The organism is Halarcobacter bivalviorum, from assembly GCF_003346815.1.
Lineage (GTDB): Bacteria > Campylobacterota > Campylobacteria > Campylobacterales > Arcobacteraceae > Halarcobacter > Halarcobacter bivalviorum.
Genome location: NZ_CP031217.1, coordinates 2,252,819 through 2,270,225 on the forward strand (window position 1 = coordinate 2,252,819; position 17,407 = coordinate 2,270,225).

General features: G+C 28.8%; 18 protein-coding genes. 1 reads left to right on the forward strand and 17 read right to left on the reverse strand.

Annotated features, from left to right (window positions below; translation table 11 throughout):
- Positions 1–114: 114 nt before the first annotated feature.
- From ABIV_RS11420 to ABIV_RS11475, 12 genes are all read right to left on the reverse strand, one after another.
- Positions 115–2,466, reverse strand: a complete 2,352-nt coding sequence (locus ABIV_RS11420; protein WP_114840001.1) for a PD-(D/E)XK nuclease family protein — start codon at positions 2,464–2,466, stop codon at positions 115–117.
- The gene (locus ABIV_RS11425; protein WP_114840002.1) at positions 2,450–3,019 is read right to left on the reverse strand and encodes a FixH family protein; all 570 of its coding nucleotides are present in this window, start codon (positions 3,017–3,019) and stop codon (positions 2,450–2,452) included. Before ABIV_RS11425 ends, ABIV_RS11420 begins: the two co-directional genes overlap by 17 nt.
- Positions 3,020–3,030: 11 nt before the next feature.
- Complete coding sequence (locus tag ABIV_RS11430; protein WP_114840003.1) at positions 3,031–3,657, reverse strand: hypothetical protein; 627 nt, start codon at positions 3,655–3,657, stop codon at positions 3,031–3,033.
- 104 nt (positions 3,658–3,761) lie between these two features.
- Positions 3,762–4,007 carry a DUF4006 family protein gene (locus tag ABIV_RS11435; protein ID WP_114840004.1) on the reverse strand — a complete coding sequence of 82 codons (246 nt, stop codon included), beginning with the start codon at positions 4,005–4,007 and terminating at the stop codon, positions 3,762–3,764.
- Between the two features lies 1 nt (position 4,008).
- The gene (locus ABIV_RS11440; RefSeq protein WP_114840005.1) at positions 4,009–4,902 is read right to left on the reverse strand and encodes a c-type cytochrome; all 894 of its coding nucleotides are present in this window, start codon (positions 4,900–4,902) and stop codon (positions 4,009–4,011) included.
- A gap of 1 nt (position 4,903) precedes the next feature.
- Complete coding sequence (locus tag ABIV_RS11445; protein ID WP_114840006.1) at positions 4,904–5,128, reverse strand: cytochrome c oxidase, cbb3-type, CcoQ subunit; 225 nt, start codon at positions 5,126–5,128, stop codon at positions 4,904–4,906.
- Between the two features lie 9 nt (positions 5,129–5,137).
- Complete coding sequence (gene ccoO, locus ABIV_RS11450) at positions 5,138–5,821, reverse strand: cytochrome-c oxidase, cbb3-type subunit II (protein ID WP_114840007.1); 684 nt, start codon at positions 5,819–5,821, stop codon at positions 5,138–5,140.
- Between the two features lie 16 nt (positions 5,822–5,837).
- Positions 5,838–7,304, reverse strand: coding sequence for a cytochrome-c oxidase, cbb3-type subunit I (ccoN, locus tag ABIV_RS11455; RefSeq protein WP_114840008.1), 1,467 nt, complete (start codon positions 7,302–7,304; stop codon positions 5,838–5,840).
- Positions 7,305–7,472: 168 nt separating this feature from the next.
- Positions 7,473–7,943, reverse strand: a complete 471-nt coding sequence (gene smpB, locus ABIV_RS11460) for an SsrA-binding protein SmpB (protein ID WP_114840009.1) — start codon at positions 7,941–7,943, stop codon at positions 7,473–7,475.
- Complete coding sequence (locus tag ABIV_RS11465; protein ID WP_205526929.1) at positions 7,930–8,706, reverse strand: 4-(cytidine 5'-diphospho)-2-C-methyl-D-erythritol kinase; 777 nt, start codon at positions 8,704–8,706, stop codon at positions 7,930–7,932. The genes smpB and ABIV_RS11465 overlap by 14 nt, the downstream gene beginning before the upstream one ends.
- Positions 8,703–9,551 carry a tRNA pseudouridine(55) synthase TruB gene (gene truB / locus ABIV_RS11470; RefSeq protein WP_114840010.1) on the reverse strand — a complete coding sequence of 283 codons (849 nt, stop codon included), beginning with the start codon at positions 9,549–9,551 and terminating at the stop codon, positions 8,703–8,705. Before truB ends, ABIV_RS11465 begins: the two co-directional genes overlap by 4 nt.
- Before the next feature lie 12 nt (positions 9,552–9,563).
- Entirely contained in the window at positions 9,564–11,618 is a 2,055-nt protein-coding gene (locus tag ABIV_RS11475) for an ATP-dependent helicase (RefSeq protein ID WP_114840011.1), read from the reverse strand.
- Between the two features lie 173 nt (positions 11,619–11,791).
- On the opposite strand from ABIV_RS11475, the gene ABIV_RS11480 reads away from it, so the two are divergent.
- Positions 11,792–12,691 carry a LysR family transcriptional regulator gene (locus tag ABIV_RS11480; protein WP_114840012.1) on the forward strand — a complete coding sequence of 300 codons (900 nt, stop codon included), beginning with the start codon at positions 11,792–11,794 and terminating at the stop codon, positions 12,689–12,691.
- 27 nt (positions 12,692–12,718) lie between these two features.
- On the opposite strand, the gene mnmL is transcribed toward ABIV_RS11480, so the two are convergent.
- The 5 genes from mnmL to trxB form a co-directional block, all read right to left on the reverse strand.
- A complete protein-coding gene (gene mnmL / locus ABIV_RS11485; RefSeq protein WP_114840013.1) occupies positions 12,719–13,723 on the reverse strand; it encodes a tRNA modification radical SAM protein MnmL/YtqA in 1,005 nt (334 codons plus the stop codon).
- Complete coding sequence (gene purF / locus ABIV_RS11490; protein ID WP_114840014.1) at positions 13,698–15,047, reverse strand: amidophosphoribosyltransferase; 1,350 nt, start codon at positions 15,045–15,047, stop codon at positions 13,698–13,700. Before purF ends, mnmL begins: the two co-directional genes overlap by 26 nt.
- Positions 15,048–15,130: 83 nt before the next feature.
- Positions 15,131–15,904 carry a 4-hydroxy-tetrahydrodipicolinate reductase gene (gene dapB, locus ABIV_RS11495; RefSeq protein ID WP_114840015.1) on the reverse strand — a complete coding sequence of 258 codons (774 nt, stop codon included), beginning with the start codon at positions 15,902–15,904 and terminating at the stop codon, positions 15,131–15,133.
- A 183-nt stretch (positions 15,905–16,087) separates the two neighbouring features.
- Entirely contained in the window at positions 16,088–16,405 is a 318-nt protein-coding gene (gene trxA, locus ABIV_RS11500) for a thioredoxin (RefSeq protein WP_114840016.1), read from the reverse strand.
- Between the two features lie 4 nt (positions 16,406–16,409).
- Positions 16,410–17,339, reverse strand: coding sequence for a thioredoxin-disulfide reductase (gene trxB, locus ABIV_RS11505; RefSeq protein WP_114840017.1), 930 nt, complete (start codon positions 17,337–17,339; stop codon positions 16,410–16,412).
- Positions 17,340–17,407 lie beyond the last annotated feature (68 nt).

Consider the following 17,407-nt stretch of genomic DNA (forward strand, 5'->3'; position numbering starts at 1 on the left):
CAAAAAAAGGTTAGGAGAAATCCTAACCTTTTTTTATGTCAAATTTGTAAACTTAAGAGATAAGTATATTCTAACAAAATCTTTTAATCTAAATAAAATTAAACTGTATAAAAACTATTCTTTATTACAAATTACTTTATATACACAATATTGACAAGTTTGATTATTCTCACATTTATCAAAAGAGACAGATGTTGTTTTAAATCCATTTATAATACTCTTTAAAAGCTCTAATTTTTCATTTAAAGCTACTTCTTCTAATAGTTTCATATTATATAAATCATAATAAAAGGTATTAATATTATTAGAGTTATAAAGATTTTCTAAAGCTAAAAAATAAAATTCTAGTTGAAAATCTGTTGCATTTTCAAAAGTTCTTTTTGTAGAAATTTTTAGATTTGATGATGTTTTATAATCAATAACAAAATATTCATCTGCTAATACATCTATTCTATCTATCTTTCCTTGAAGTTTTACTCCCTCATATTCACAAAGAAAAGGTTTTTCTAAAGCAATTATCTTATACCCTTTTTCAAATCTTTTTTCTTCTTGCTCAATAAAATCTTTTAATTTTCTTTTCCAAATCTCTAAATCAAGATTTAAAAATGGATTCTCACTTCTATATTTATTAAATATTGATAATAAAGCCTCATAACCTCTCTTATCTTGCTTATAATACTCTTCTAAGCTATCATGCACAATATTTCCTAATTCATAGCCTCTTGGCTTTAAAGAGATATTATGCTCTTTTATTTTTAGAATATGATTTAGATAATATTTTCTTTTACACTCTAAAAACTCTTTTAATGAACTTGCACTCCAAATAAGTTTTGATAAGTCTATATCTAAGACAATATCTTCGTTAAAATGCTTTAAACTATTTTGTGAATAAAGTATATGTTTATATTCATTGTCATGTAGTTTTTCAGAAATTTTTATTTCAAACAATCTATTAGCAAATCTACTTATTTGGTCTGAATCATTTTTTACAAAAGAGATAGCTACATTTTTTGAATTAGAAATCAATCTTTGATAATAATATTTTTGTAAGTCCTCTCTATCTTTTACAGTAGGTAGATTTACTTTTTGTTTTAATGCCGATGATAAGAACTTATCTTTTAAACTTCTTTTAGGAATTAAGGACTCATTAAAATCACAAATTATAATTGCATCAAAATTAATTAACCTACTTTCTAATAATCCCATTACAGTGATTTTACCTGAGTTTATATCATCAAGTGTTAAAGAAGATACTTTTTGAAAAAATATTTTAAAAGCATCCTTTAAAAGAATTGCCTGTTCTTGTGAAAAAATAAGTTTTTCATATCTAAAGCAGACTTCATCAAACTTTTCTAATAGCTCCCTATTCTCTTCTAAACTTCTTAAATATTCACAAATTTTATCAAACTTATCTTTTGTTAAAAATGACTTTGAGCTATTTGAAAAAATCTCATTATAAAATTCAAAATCTATATTTATATATTCAAGGTTTTTAATAACTTTTATTTCATCATCAACTAAACTGCTATTTATTGCATCTAAAGTTTTATATAATCTAGTATCATAAATATCAATACCCATTGCATAGTTAAAGTACCCTTCATTATCAAATAGTCTTAAAACCTTAGCAAAACTCTCATCTGGTAAAATCAAGGCTATTTTAGAAGGATCAAGCCCTTTATTAATAAATTCAACAACTGAATTCTTTATAAAAGCTATTTGATTTATTCTTGAAGAGAAGCCCTCTATTTTCAAACTGTCTAATTCTTCATTTAAAGATTCACTTAGAACAATCTCTTTCTTTGATAAATTTATTAAATACTTCTTATCTGTTTCTAATTCAAAGCCATAATCTATAAATTTTTGTATTGATTTTCTATTATATTCATTAGAAATAAACTCTATTTCTAAATCAACAATTTGAGAAATATCTTTTACAAGTTCAAATTCAAACTGAGTAAAATATCCTTCAAAAAATATCTTTATTTTTTTATATCTTTCAATAAAATCTCTATTTAAATTAAAAAATAGATGCATATTAATTCTATCTATTGCACTATTCTTTTCTAATATTTTTAAATAATTTTTATAAATTTGAATTAAAATCTCTAAATGCTCTTCATAATATGAATAAGTATCTGCACTGGCAATTGATTCTATACTTACATTTTCACTTGAAATCTCTAAAAAAAATCTATATATATAATCACTTTGTTTTAAAAAAGAGTTGAAACTTGATGATATTCCTAAAGCTTTTAAATTTACATTTTTAACAGCTTCATTTAAATATAAAAATCTTTGTTCTTCATCAATTATTTTTTTATTTTCAAAAAAAAGTGATTTTTTAAAAAACTCATCAATTGTGATGACTGTAGGTAAAAGAGTATTTGATAGTTTATCTTTATCAAAATACTCTCTTATTGATCTTGAAGTAGGTAATACTAATAAATTATTGCTCTGTAGCATCTGATTTTATGTATAAGTATCCTGTATCAGTTGAAGTTTTAAAATTAGCAGTAACATTCCAGTTCCCTTTTAGAGGCAACTCTAAATAAGTTACAAACTCTCCATTTTCTAATTTAAAATCTTCTGTTTTAAAATCCATAGTAAACTTATGGTTCGTTGGTCTTGAAATTCTAAAGTTAATCTCTAAATCATTAACAATATTTCCATCTTTATCTGTAACTAATACAGCAACTTTATTTTTACCTTTTACAAAACTATTTTTATGTAAAGATGTCTTTTCAATAACTCTTTGAGCTTTAAACATATCATCAATTATTAAATCAAATTTTTTATCATCATTAAATACAATTTGAAAATTATATTTATTTGAAAAAGCTTTATTTGAATTAACAACATCATTAAAATGTTCATCTAAATCTTGATAAGACTTTAAAAAAGTTTCATCTTCATGAACTGGAGTATTTACAGCTGAGTAAATTGTCCAAATAATCATTGAAAAAGTAAATGAAAAAAGACCAATAAATAATAGAGGCCAAAAATTTCTTTTTTTCATGAATTAGTTTCCTATTTTTTTCTTCTTAAAACTGCATACACATATAATAAAAGTCCTGCAACAATTAATGAGTACATAAAGACTTTCCATACTGTTCCTGCAACTTTACCTGAACTTCCAATGCTACTTTCAAGTTTGATGTTTTTTGATTCAGCTACTGTATCTGCTATTGCAGCATAACCATTCAAAATTGCAGCACTTGCTTTTGCAAAAGTTGAGTTCTTATCTTTTGAGGCAAGTAATGGTACAACATAACTATTTAAAATCTCATTTTTATCAACAACATTTTTTAAACTTGAAGATACAATTAAATTTACATGAGTATCTTCAACAGCCATACTTAATAAAACATATGGTTCAGCTAGATTACTTATAATATTTGATTCATACTCTTTAATATATTTAATTTTATCTTTTGTTGAGATATTAGCATCAAGACCTAAAGTACTTTTTGCATAAACATAAATATTTACACCTAATTTAGAAAATGTTTCATTACCAATTTCATCTATTTTACCAATAGCTCTTTGGTCAATTAAACCATCATCACTTAAAACGAATTTGCTTGCATAAAGATTTGAAGATAAGAAAAGTAGCAGTGAAAAAACTGCTACTTTAATAAAGTTAAAATTTTTCATTAACCTACATAAACTCTTGCTGAGTCAAAGAAAGATAAATATGCAGACAGTCCAGCTGCTGCTAATAATAAGATTCCAATAATTTTATCCATTTTTATCTCTCCTTATTGAGGTTTACCAACAAGTTCATAGTGCTTTAAATTTTCAGTACTATTGAATTTTAAAGCATTTAAATCTTGATTGATTTTATAAAAATTTGTAGACTCATTTTGTTGAACTACAATCGCATTGTACGTTAGTACTCCTAAGATTGTTAGAAGTAAAACTGTTGCAATTAACATTCCTGTAATTCCATGAAGAAGAGAAAATAGTCCTCTTTCATTTTCATTCATTTGTGAATTTCCAGCCATTTTACTCTCCTAAACTTCTAATATAAGCAGCAACTGCTTTTTCTTGAGTAGGATTTAATCTACCTTTAAATGAAGGCATCATACCAATTGTACCTTTTTTACCATTTTCTAAAACAGTAGCTACGATTGCATCATCATACTCAACAATGTTTGGACCAACATAAGCCATACCTTTACCATCTGCACCGTGACAAGAAGCACATACTGCATATGCTGCTGGTTGCTCACCTTTAAATCCACCTGCTACATAAGAAGATACTGCATCAATATCTGCTTGCTCAGTTAACATCATTGGAGGCATACCTGCTGGATATACATCTGGGAAGTTATTTGCACCATTTGTAATTACATATGCAACTTGGTCTTTTGCCATTCTCTTAGTTAAATCATGTGCCTTTCCATTGATACCTTCAGCATCAACACCATGACAAGGTGCACATTGTACTAAGTATGTAGATTCACCCATTGCAACTAAAGTTTCATTAGATGGATTTTCCCATTTTGAAGCAAATCTAGCATTATACTCATTTACTTCTTCATTCCATTGACCAATTTGAGAGAACCCAGATGTTGGGTAACCAATTGTCCAGTACCAAAATAGCCAAACTAAAGTACCAATAAACGCTAATCCCCAACCAGTTGGAATAGGGTTTTTATACTCTCCGATACCGTCCCAGTTCTCTTCAGATAACTCACCACTCGCAGTATCATTTTTCATTTGATTAACATACTTTAATGCAACAAATACAGTAATAGTAATAATTGCAATAGCAGCTAACATCGTAAGGTCATTAATATAATCCTCACCAAAGCTAAAAGCATCACCAGCAACAATATATGTTCCTGAGATTAGAGCAATGATAAGAATAATACCACCTATTACCATAGATTTCATATTATTTCTCCTTCTCTTTATTCTTTTCTTCTTTATTTCTATCTTCGAGAGGATCAGACTCTATCGCATCATCGTGAACTAAGTTTGAATATTTTTCAAAATCCCTTTCACCCTTTTTATCTCTTCTATATATAGAAAAAGCATACGAATAAAACACAATGAATACTGCCAAGATTAGGAAAAATTTCGCATAACCTTGTATAGTAAGAAGAGTCTCTTGATCCATTTTAACCTCTTATTTTAAAGAATTTAAATATGCAATTAATGCAACAATTTCAGGAACTTGACCGTTTGCAACGGCATCTTTTACAGCTTGGTTTTTCATATCAGCAGCAATTGCTTTTGCATCTTCTTTAGCTTTTGCAATAGCGCTTTCATAATTACCTAACTCTACATCAATTTTTCCATCACCATCTAAGTCTTGATCATATGGTGTTTTAAATACAGTTTTAACAGTAAATGCTTCTGCATAAGCAGTATCTAAATCAGCTATATTAGTAAACTGATGTGGATATGCTGGCATAACAGTTCCAGGTACAACTGAAGCTGGATCCATCATATGTGTCTCATGCCAATCTGTTGTTCTATAGTTTCCAACTCTCATTAAATCTGGACCAGTTCTTTTTGATCCCCATAAGAATGGTCTATCATATGCATACTCACCAGATAATGAATACATACCATATCTATCAGTCTCTGATTTAAATGGTCTAATTAACTGTGAGTGACAAGCATTACATGAATCTTTAATATATACTTGTCTTCCTGCTAACTCTAACACACTGTATGGTTTAGTACCAACAGTTGGTCTAGCTTGTTTAGCAAAATCAGGAATAACTTCAATAATTCCTGCGAAAGAAATAAATACAAATACTAATACCGCAAAGAAAAACGGTCTTTGTTCAAACCAATGAAACATTATTACACCCTCCTTCTTAAGCCGCTACTGGAGTAGCATTTACTGGTTCTTTATCAAGTACTCTACCTGCTGTTGCAGTTTTGTACATGTTATATGCGAACATAAAGAATCCAATTAGGTACATTAATCCACCAACAGCTCTAATTGTATAGTATGGTTGTAGTACTGTTACAGTATCAATAAAAGAGTATACTAATGAACCATATTCATCATAAGCTCTCCACATCATACCTTGAGTAATACCTGCAATCCACATAGAAGTAAAGTATAATACAATACCTGTAGTTTGTAACCAGAATTGCGTATCCATTAACGATTTAGAGTAAATCTCTCTTCCATACATTCTTGGTGCCATGTGATATAGTGCTGCCATAATCATGAATACAACCCATCCTAAAACACCATCATGTACGTGACCTGGAATCCAATCAGTAAAGTGAGCAATTGCATTTACAGATTTAATAGACTGAATTGGTCCTTCGATTGTAGATAACATATAGAATGTTGAAGCTAAAATCATGAACTTAATCAGAGTATTAGATTGTAATTGTTGCCATTCACCTTTCATAGTTAAAAGCATATTAATTGCTGATCCCCATGATGGTAAGATTAATACAACTGACATTACAGAACCCATTGTTTGCATCCAATCTGGAACAGTAGAGTAAATTAAGTGGTGTCCACCTGCCCATAGGTAAACAAATAATAGACCCCAGAAAGCTAAGATTGATAATTTATAAGAGTAAACATTTTGTCCAGACTCTTTTGGTAAGAAATAATAAATCATAGCAATAATTGGAACTGTAAATACAAATCCAACTGCATTGTGTCCATACCACCATTGTACTAATGCATCATTTGTACCTGCATACATAGATACAGAGTGATACCAAGCACCATAACCAGATACAAAGTATGTTGGAACTTCCATATTATTGAATAGGTATAGCATAGCAACTGCAATAAACCCAGCAATAAAATACCAAATTGAGATATATAATGTTCTTTCTCTTCTAATTCCAATTAAACCGAAAATAGAGATACCATATAATACCCACCAAACAACAACTAAAATATCTAAAGGCCATTCTAATTCAGCGTACTCTTTTGAAGTTGTAATACCCATAAATAATGTAACTACAGCTAAAAGAATAGTAATGAAGTAAAGTACAAAGTGTAACTTTGCTACACCCATTAAGAATGGAGACTCTTTTAAAGATACTTTTAAAACTCTTTGCCCAATATAATACCAACACGCAAAGATACCACTAAGAGTAAAACCAAAAGCAACACCATTTGTGTGTAAAGGTCTTAATCTACTGAAAGTACCATATTCACCTGCTAGGTTGTTTAAACCTGGAAATGCAAGTTGAAACGCTAGTATAACACCAATAGTCATACCAATGATACCAAACAGAATTGTTGCAAATGTAAAGGCTTTTGCAATTGAGTAATCGTACTCGATTTGTGAACCGTTTTGCATCAATCTCCTCCTACTAATTTTTTATACAAGTCACTTTTTTGTCACTTATCATCAAAATCTTAGCTAAACGGCAATAAATTTAAGCTTAATATTTTAGTTTTTTTTTTAAGTTTTGTTTAATTTTACAAATTTATCTATTGCATAATGATATCAATTATAATTGTAAATTTAGTAGTTGTTTTTTAAAGCTTGAGAAGCTTCTTTTTTTAATGTTTTTTGTTTTAAGTCTTCCCTTTTATCATGTAGCTTTTTACCCTTTGCCACAGCTACTTCAATTTTAACCATATTTTTAGAGTTAAAATATAGTTTTGTAGGTATTAAAGTCACACCCTCTTTTGTCACTTTTGCATATAATTTTTCTATTTGTTTTCTGTGCAAAAGTAGTTTTCTACTTCTTCTTTCATCTGGTCTAAATGTCGTATGTGCCGTACTTAAGTGTGTAATATGCATATTTAAAACATAAACTTCATTTTTGATAATTCTAATATGTGTATCTTTTAAATTAACTCTACTATCTCTTATAGCTTTTACTTCACTTCCTTGAAGCATAATTCCAGCTTCAAGTGTCTCTAATATATGATAGTCATGATATGCTTTTTTATTTTTAAATGTTAAATTTTTTTCTTTATTTTTTGCCATTGTTTATCCTAAAAAATGAACTGCCACTTCCGCTAAAAAACCAATCTTTTTTTTCATATTTTTCTAACTCTTTGTAGATTGATTTTGCTGGCTTATATAAATCATTTGCTTCGCTTATGCTATGTTCTTTTAATATTTCTGTTGATTTTAGCTTATAAAGCTTAATCGCTTCACACTCTTTAAATTCACTATAGAATTTATCTCTAAATGCAGAAAATATCTCTCCTGTATTGCACATAATTGCTGGTGTTACGACTTCTATATCTAAAATTTCTTCTTCAAATTTTTCAATTTTTTCACCAATGCCACTTACGTTTGCACTATCATATTCATAAACAAAAAATGGAACATCAGCACCAATTTTTACTGCAATTTCACATAAATCATCTTTACTTAAACCTAAATTACACTCTTCATTTACCATAAGCATAAAAGTTGCAGCATTTGAACTTCCACCACCTAAACCTGCAAATTCAGGAATCTTTTTATCTACAATTACTTTATGATTTTTAAAATACTCTTCTACTTTCGCTGAAATATCTTTTAATAATAAGTAGGCTTTATAAATAGTGTTTTTTTTAGTTTCACATCCAAAGTTACCTTCTAATGTAAACTCTGTACAACTCTCTTTTTTAAAACTAACTATATCAAATAAAGAGTGTACTCTTACAAAACGAGAAGATAATTCATGATAATTATCTCTTTTCCCCATTATTTTTAAAAAAATATTAACTTTTGCATATGATTTTTTTGTAAGTATCATAGATTTACCTTATTTAAAAGATATTTTACTTCATTATCTAAAATTTGGATTATACTAAAAAACTCTTCAAACTTAACTATATAAATACCCTCTTCTTTTTTTTCTAAAAAATCAAGAGAAATCTTTTTTCCATTTTCAAAATAGCTTTTTTCACCACTATAGATATTCTCTTCCATATCTAAATACTCTAAAGGGTTTAACTCTTTTTCATTTTCATAAAAAAACATTCCCTCATTTAATCTATTTAAATATGAGAGTGTTCCTTTTGCATCTAAACTTTCAAGTAGAATTTGAGCTAAACTTCTAATATATGAACCTTCACTAACTGTAGATTCAAAAGTTATAAAAGGATGATTGTATGAGATAAATTTCGTATCAAAAATCTGCATTGAAGACTTCTTCATCTTCACATCTTTTCCTTCTCTAGCCATTTCATAAGCTCTTTTCCCATCAATTTTTTTAGCAGAAAATTTAGGAGGATAATATTCATGTACTCCTACAAGATTTTTTATCTCTTGTTCTATTTGTTTTTCATCTAATTTTTTTTCATCTTTTATACTAATAATATTTTCAATATCTAAAGATTCAGAAGTAGTGCCAAGCCAAATAACAGCTCTATAAGTTTTAGGGGTTTTTTTTAGAAACTGAAATAGTTTAGAGTATTGTCCAAAAGCAACAATTAAACATCCACAAGCAAAAGGGTCAAGTGTTCCAGAAAAGCCTGCTTTTTTATTTCTATATTTTCTTTTTATTTGATTTAAATAAGAGTTTGATGACCTAAACATAGGTTTATGTACTACAATTAATTTATTTAAATGTTTATTATCATAAAGTCTTTTTTGCATTATATATTTTTACTAAATCTTTTCTACAAATGAAGATAATATATCTCTTCTTGTTCCACCAAAATTAATTGTAAGCTTATAATCCTTACCTGCTTTTGTAGCCTTTTGAACTCTTCCCATACCAAAAATTTTATGCTGAACTAAATCACCTTTTTTATATGATGAAGTTTTCTCGATTGTTAGGCTTCCTTTAATAAGTCCACTCTCACTTAAAAATCTACTTTTTAATAAAGATGTCCTTTTCCCTTTATAAAATCTTGAATGTACAAAAGAAAGAGTCAAAGTATCCATAGCTCTTGTTATTGCAACATAACCTAATCTTCTTTCTTCTTCAATATCACTTCCATCTCCAATAATTGGGAAGAAACCTTCTTCTAATCCTATTATAAATAGATGTTTATACTCTAAACCTTTTGAAGAGTGAATACTCATCATTGAAACTGCTTGGTCAGTTAATTCGCCTTGTTCTGATTCTAAGGCTATTTCATTTAAAAAGTCTTCTAAATTTAAATGAGGATTTTGGATAAAATAATCTCTAATATATCCATAAAATTCGTCAATGTTTGCTTGTCTATCAAAACCATCAGGAACATTATCATATGATGCTCTATAATCAAAAGTATCTTCAAAGGTATCTAAAAACTTCATTTTAGACTCTTCCATTGTATCTCTTAAATCCATAATTGAAGCCATAAATACTTTTAATGTTCGTGAGTTTTTCTTTCCTACTATTGCAGCTAACTCATCTGGTTCAAAATCCTCTAAAATATTAAAAATAGGTTTTTTTAATTCAAGTGATTTTGCATCTAACTTATCAATAGTAGTTTTACCTATTCCTCTTTTTGGTTTATTAATAACTCTTTTTAAAGAGAAGTTATCAGTAGTATTTGTAAGAATTCTAAAATAAGCAATTAAATCTTTAATCTCTGCTCTTTCATAGAATTTCATTCCACCAATAAGTTTATAATTAAGTCCTGCTTTATTGAAACCTTCTTCTAAAGATCTTGAAAGGGCATTAACTCTAAATAAAATGGCAATATCTTTAGCACTTTCACCACTTGCAATTAATTTTTTAATATCATCTGTGATTTTTCTAGTCTCTTCATTTTCATCAGAAGATTCATAGACTTTAATACTATCACCCTCTTTTCTTGTACCTATAAGTTTTTTACCAAGTCTATCTCTATTATGCTCAATTAACTGATTTGCATGATTTAAAATTATATTTGTAGAACGATAGTTATTCTCTAGTTTTACAACTTTTGTATTTTCAAAGTGTTCTGAGAAGTTTAAAATATTTTTAATTGTTGCCCCACGCCAACCATAAATTGATTGATCATCATCACCCACAACACAAAGATTATTATGAGTTAAACAAAGTTTTCTTAAAAGTTTATATTGTAGTTCATTTGTATCTTGGTACTCATCTACCATTACATATTGGTATTTTTGACTAATCTGCTTTGCTAACTCTTCATTTTTTTCTAAAATCTTATAAGGAAGTAATAATAAATCATCAAAATCCACTAGGTTATTTTTTAATAAATAAGCTTCATATTTTTCATATATATCTGCAATTTGTTGATAGATTTTTAATTGTGCTGCTGTTTTAGCTTCACTTGGAGAGATTAAAGTATTTTTGTATTTTGAAATCTCACTTACTAAAAGTGAAGTTGTTATCTCTTTATCAATTGATTTTAAAATTCTTTTTTTATCATCAGTATCTATTATAATAAAGTTGTTTTTTCTACCTAATTCACTCATATGAAACTTTAAAAATAGAAGTCCAAACTTATGAAAAGTACAAAGTAGTGGTGGAGTATTTACTATTGTTGTATCAATCATAGAGTAAGCTCTTTCTCTCATCTCTGTTGCAGCTTTATTTGTAAATGTTAATGTAAGAATTGAACTTGGGTCAATACCAATTGAGATTAAATATGCGAGTCTTGTTGTGATTGTTTTTGTTTTTCCTGAACCTGCACCTGCAAGAATTAAAAGAGAACCATCAATATGTTGTGCTGCTTCCTTTTGAGACTCATTTAATGATGATAAAGAATTTTCTAACATTTTTACTCCAAAATTTACCAAAAAAAAATATTCTGTTTTAAATATTGATTATTAATTTAATAAGGTAATATATTAGATTATAGCATAATTTGTTTAAATTAATTACTCTTCTTAATTTTTTTATTTATAAACAAATGTTATTATAATCATTAAAATTTTTAAAGGCAACAAGAATGTTAACGGATTTTGCGAAACTCGAAACTTTTTTAACAGTCGTTAGAGAGAAGTCTTTTTCAAAAGCTTCTGCCAAGTTAGGTATCTCTCAACCAGCTGTTACTCAACAAATGAAGTTCATAGAAGATTATCTTGATGTGCAAGTTGTTGATAGGAAAAAAAATGGTATTAGGCTTACAAAAGAGGGTCAAATGCTATACACTATTGCACAAAAAGTTGAAAGATGTGTGAACAATGCAGAAAAAGAGTTACTTAAAATAATGAATAAAGATGTAACTTTTTTATTTGGAGCTTCATTTATTATTGGAAACTATATTCTTCCAAGATTTTTAAATAACTTAAAAGAGAATATCAACAATGATGTATCAATCAATGTTTCTGTTTCTCACAAAGCAATCGAAGATTTATTAGATAAAAAAATTGATATGGCTTTAGTTGAAAACTATATTCCTGATGATGATATTATTTATAGAGAATGGATGGATGATGAGATTGTAATTTTCTCAAATCAAAAACTTCCAGCAAAAGCAAAAGCTAGTGATTTACTATCTTATAAATGGGTATGTAGAAACCCTGATTCACACACAAGATTAATCTTTAAAGAGTCATTAGAAAAAGCCAACTATCCAGATTGTGATACATTTGATGTAACAAGTGAAGTTACAAGTGCAACAACAATTGTACAGACTGTTTTACACTCAGATAAAAATGAAACACCAACTGTTTCTATTGTATCAAGAAATGCAATTGAATCATTACTTAAAGCTGGTGCTTTATATGAATCTAGAATTGGAAATCATAAGATGTCTAGAAAGTTATATATTGCATATAGAAAAGATAGAAAGCATGATGCATTTATTGAAAATGTAGTTGACTATCTTCTTAAAATCAAAGGATAATACTAAGAAAATTTCTTAGTAATCCCTTTAATACTTTAGTCCCTCTTTTAATAAAGCTTTTCTTATCTTTGAAATTTGTTCATGCTTATTTTTACACCACATAGGAGCTAATAAAGTACTATCATCAATTCCTGCTGTGATTCTTTGAATAGAGATATTATCAGGTAATCTTTTTATTGACTCAACTACTGTTTGAATATATAACTCTTCTGAGATAGGAGTAAAACTACCTCTTTTATAATCTTTTGTAAGAAGTGTATTTTTAACCACATATAAAGGGTGGAATTTAATAGAATCTACATTTAAAGCAATTGTTTCATCTAAAGTATTTAACATCATCTCTTTATTTTCATCAGGTAAACCATAAATTAAATGTCCGCAAACATTTAATCCTTTTTCTTTAGTCTTTTTAATCCAATACCTCATATTAGAAGCATCATCTCCTCTATTAATCTTTACTAAGGTTTCATCATAAAAAGATTGTATTCCATACTCAACCCAAATCTCTTTATCTTTACTAAGGTTTACTAAAAAATCTAATATCTCTTCCGTCATACAATCCGTTCTTGTACCAATAGAAAGACCAATTACATTTTCAAAAGATAGAGCTTTTGTATATAGAGCTTTTAATGTCTCCAATGGAGCATAAGTATTTGTAAAAGATTGAAAATAAACAATATATTTTTTTACCCCAAATTTATTTTTCAATCTATCTCTTGTAGCATTAAATTGTAGCTCAAGTTGTTTTAGTTGATTATCTAAAAAAGGGTTCTCTTTTACTGTTGGATTTAATTTAAATTTAGGTTTTCTCTCAGTTAGATTAGGAGAGAAGGAGTCATTTTCACAAAAGGTGCAACCACCTTTTGCTACTGTTCCATCAATGTTTGGACAAGTAAAACCACCTATTGAAATAGGTACTTTATATACCTTGTGTCCAAACTTATTTTTGAAGTATCTTCCTATTGTTAGAACTTCTTTATTTTTATATTTAATTTTTTTATTATTTTTATTTTGTAACGAAATAGTCACCATCAAAGCTTTCTAGGGCATAATTAGCATCATTACCTATTGATTCTTTTAAATCTTCAATAGATAAATACTCTAATGTATCTGCCTCAATATATTCACAAATTTCATCTTTTGTCATTCTTGAAGAGATTAATTCCTCTTGGTTAGGAGTATCAATTCCATAATAACAAGGGAACTTAATTTCTGGACTTGCCACTCTAAAGTGAACTTCCTTTGCTCCCGCTTCTTTTAACATTTTTACAATTCTTTTAGAAGTTGTACCTCTAACAATTGAATCATCAATTACTAATAATGATTTACCATCAATTAAAGATCTCATTGGTGAAAGTTTCATTTTAACTTTCATATTTCTCATCTCTTGTGTTGGTTCAATAAATGTTCTTCCAACATAGTGGTTTCTAATAATCCCATATTCAAAAGGAATTCCACTCTCCGCTGCATAACCAAGGGCAGCTGGAACTCCTGAATCAGGAACAGGAACAACCATATCAACTTTTACAGGATCTTTTTTATCATTTTTAGCAAGAGCTCTTCCCATATTCTCTCTTGTTCTATATACATTTTTACCATTTATTACAGAATCTGGTCTTGCAAAATATACATATTCAAAAGCACAAGGTCTATATTCTGGTTCAAATAACTGAATTGATTCTGGCTCATCATAACCATCTGCAAAAATCAACATTTCTCCTGGTTTTACATCTCTAATGAATTCAGCATCTACTAAATCAAAAGCACAAGTCTCACTTGCAACAATATATCCACCAGTTTTTAATTTTCCTAAAGATAAAGGTCTAATTCCATATCTATCTCTAATTACAAACTGTTTAGATCTAGATTGAATAATAAAACAATATGCACCTATTGTTTTATTAAGTCCCTCTTTAATTCTATCTCTTAATCTTTCATGGCTACTTTTTGCAATTAGATGGATTAAGTTTTCTGTATCCATTTCTGTTTGAAAAATTGCACCTTCTTCTATTAACTCTTGTCTAACCTCATTTTTATTAATAAGGTTTCCATTATGAACAATAGACATTTCCCCCAATTTATACTTAGCAGAAACTGGTTGTGCATCAAAAATAGACTCTCCACCCGCAGTAGAGTATCTATTATGACCAATAGCCATATTACCTTTTAGGTAAGTTAAAGCATCCTCAGTAAATACTTCAGAAACTAATCCACTATCTTTTTTAGTATAAATTTTTCCATCACAAGATGATGAGATTCCAGTTGCTTCTTGCCCTCTATGTTGCATAGAGAATAGAGCTAAAGAAGCAAGTCTAGCGGCATTTTCATTACCATAGATTCCAACTATCGCACACATTTATTTAACCTTTAAAAAAAAATGAAAAGTGAACTTGAGTGCTGAAATTTCTTTTCATTTTTAATATTAATTTATTTTTTATTTTATAGACCTAAACAGTCATTAATTGAATAAAGCCCTGGCTCTTGATTTACAAGCCATTTTGCAGCTCTAATTGCACCTTTTGAAAAAGTATTTCTTGCAGTTGCAGTATGATGTAACTCAATAAACTCACCGTCATTGTATAATCCAACAGTATGTCTACCAACAATATCACCACCTCTTAAACTCATAACACCAATTTCATCTTTTGTTCTTGCACCAATTTCACCATCTCTACCAGATACTCTAACTGCATCTAAATCTAGGTCTCTTGCACGTGCTGCATGTTCTGCTAAAGTTAAAGCTGTTCCTGATGGAGAATCAACTTTATATCTATGGTGTTGTTCAACTATTTCACAATCAAAATCTCTTAATGCTTTACTTGCAAGTGATACTAATTTATTTAAAACTGCAACACCTAAACTCATATTTGTAGCATAAAGAACTGGTACTTTTTTTGAAGCTTCAAGTAATAAATTTTGTTGATGTTTATTAAAACCAGTTGTAGCAATTACCAATGGTTTAGTTCCACCATTTTCTACAATCTCTTCTAGTAGGCTTTGTGTAGCAACTGGAGCTGAAAAATCAATAACAACATCACAAGTGTCTACTAATACTTTCATATCATTTGTAACTACTGTATTTTCTGGAACACTTTTTGTTAGCGTGTCAAAAACATGACAAGCTGATAACTTAGCTTCATTATCAACTGCTAAATCATCAATTAAAAGAGAACCTACTCTTCCTGTACTTCCTACAATTCCTACATTAATCATAAGATTTTCCTTTTATATTTTATAATTCAATAATATTAATTTAGCAACTCATATTATACTAGTTACTATTTTAAAAAGTTTAATAAAGGTGGTATAGTACTTAAAAAATATTAAGTATAAGGTTAATTAAATTTCATGCATAAAAAAAAGACAAGATTTCTCTTGCCTTTTTAGTTTTTTTAATTAGATTAAAGAGTTTAGCTTATCAGCAAAAGCTTGTTTTGAAGCTGCTCCAATCATTTGGTCTACAACTTCTCCATCTTTAATAAAAAGAATTGTAGGTACCGATCTAACTGCATATTTAACTGCTAAATCTTGTTGCTCATCTGTATTTACTTTACAAATATTAGCTTTACCTTCAAACTCTTCTGCTAACTGATCGATTACTGGAGCTAACATTCTACAAGGCCCACACCAAGGAGCCCAAAAATCAACTAAAGAAACACCACTATTTACTGTTGCTTCAAAATTATCTTGTGTTAAATCTATATATTTTCCCATTTTATTATCCTAAATATTCTATAATATCAACTGCTGCTGTTGCACCATCTGCTGCTGCACATACAACTTGTTTTGCTGCTTCAATTCTTACATCACCTGCTGCATAAAGACCTGGAACATTTGTTCTCATTTTAAGATCAACTACAACTTCAGTTTGCTCATTTACTTCACAAAGATATGAACCATCATCTTGTTTTAAAGCATCACTTAAAACATCTCTACCAACAAATACAAATACACCAGGTACATCTAATTGTCTTAACTCATCATTCTCTTTTGATTTAACAATTAAACCTGTTACTCCCATATTGTCACCAATAACTTCTTCTACAGTTACATTAGTTACTTCTTCAATATTTTCACAAGCTCTCATATGCTCAATTGTACTTGGAGCAGCTCTATATGTATCCCTTCTATGTACTAAATAAACTTTTGAACAAATTTTTGAAAGATATACCGCTTCTTCTAAAGCAGAATCTCCACCACCAATTACCGCTACTTCTTTATTTTTATAAAAAAATCCATCACAAGTTGCACAAGTTGAAATCCCTCTTCCAAAGAACTCTTTTTCACCTTTGAATCCACCTTTTTTAGGAACTGAACCTGTTGCTAAAAGTACAGCTCTTGCTTCTTGCTTTGAACCATCTGCTAATTCTACTTCAAAGTTATCACCAGCTTTTCTTACTTTTAAAACTTGTTGCATTTCATGTTTAAGTCCAAATCTCATCGCTTGTTCTGGCCATGTTTGCATTAAATCCATCCCAGATACAACTTTTTCTTGTCCTGGATAGTTTTCAATTTCACTACTTCCAGTAATTTGTCCACCTGGCATACCCATTTCAAACATTGTTACGTTTTTTAGTCCACCTCTAGTTGCATATAAACCAGCTGTTAAACCAGCAGGTCCTCCACCAATAATTGCTAAATCTAACATATATTATCCTTTTTGTGCATTTTATTTTGTACCAAATGAAATAACTACTTCTAGTATTTTAAGGTCGT

Excerpts from the sequence above, each read along its gene's own strand:
- trxB (WP_114840017.1), bottom strand. The coding sequence starts at position 17,339 with ATGTTAGATTTAGCAATTATTGGTGGAGGACCTGCTGGTTTAACAGCT.
- ABIV_RS11465 (WP_205526929.1), bottom strand. The coding sequence starts at position 8,706 with ATGATACTTACAAAAAAATCATATGCAAAAGTTAATATTTTTTTAAAA.
- smpB (WP_114840009.1), bottom strand. The coding sequence starts at position 7,943 with ATGGCAAAAAATAAAGAAAAAAATTTAACATTTAAAAATAAAAAAGCA.
- ABIV_RS11475 (WP_114840011.1), bottom strand. The coding sequence starts at position 11,618 with ATGTTAGAAAATTCTTTATCATCATTAAATGAGTCTCAAAAGGAAGCA.
- ABIV_RS11425 (WP_114840002.1), bottom strand. The coding sequence starts at position 3,019 with ATGAAAAAAAGAAATTTTTGGCCTCTATTATTTATTGGTCTTTTTTCA.
- purF (WP_114840014.1), bottom strand. The coding sequence starts at position 15,047 with ATGTGTGCGATAGTTGGAATCTATGGTAATGAAAATGCCGCTAGACTT.
- truB (WP_114840010.1), bottom strand. The coding sequence starts at position 9,551 with ATGCAAAAAAGACTTTATGATAATAAACATTTAAATAAATTAATTGTA.
- ABIV_RS11435 (WP_114840004.1), bottom strand. The coding sequence starts at position 4,007 with ATGGCTGGAAATTCACAAATGAATGAAAATGAAAGAGGACTATTTTCT.
- ccoN (WP_114840008.1), bottom strand. The coding sequence starts at position 7,304 with ATGCAAAACGGTTCACAAATCGAGTACGATTACTCAATTGCAAAAGCC.
- trxA (WP_114840016.1), bottom strand. The coding sequence starts at position 16,405 with ATGGGAAAATATATAGATTTAACACAAGATAATTTTGAAGCAACAGTA.
- mnmL (WP_114840013.1), bottom strand. The coding sequence starts at position 13,723 with ATGGTGACTATTTCGTTACAAAATAAAAATAATAAAAAAATTAAATAT.
- dapB (WP_114840015.1), bottom strand. The coding sequence starts at position 15,904 with ATGATTAATGTAGGAATTGTAGGAAGTACAGGAAGAGTAGGTTCTCTT.
- ABIV_RS11430 (WP_114840003.1), bottom strand. The coding sequence starts at position 3,657 with ATGAAAAATTTTAACTTTATTAAAGTAGCAGTTTTTTCACTGCTACTT.
- ABIV_RS11420 (WP_114840001.1), bottom strand. The coding sequence starts at position 2,466 with ATGCTACAGAGCAATAATTTATTAGTATTACCTACTTCAAGATCAATA.
- ABIV_RS11440 (WP_114840005.1), bottom strand. The coding sequence starts at position 4,902 with ATGAAATCTATGGTAATAGGTGGTATTATTCTTATCATTGCTCTAATC.
- ccoO (WP_114840007.1), bottom strand. The coding sequence starts at position 5,821 with ATGTTTCATTGGTTTGAACAAAGACCGTTTTTCTTTGCGGTATTAGTA.
- ABIV_RS11445 (WP_114840006.1), bottom strand. The coding sequence starts at position 5,128 with ATGGATCAAGAGACTCTTCTTACTATACAAGGTTATGCGAAATTTTTC.
- ABIV_RS11480 (WP_114840012.1), top strand. The coding sequence starts at position 11,792 with ATGTTAACGGATTTTGCGAAACTCGAAACTTTTTTAACAGTCGTTAGA.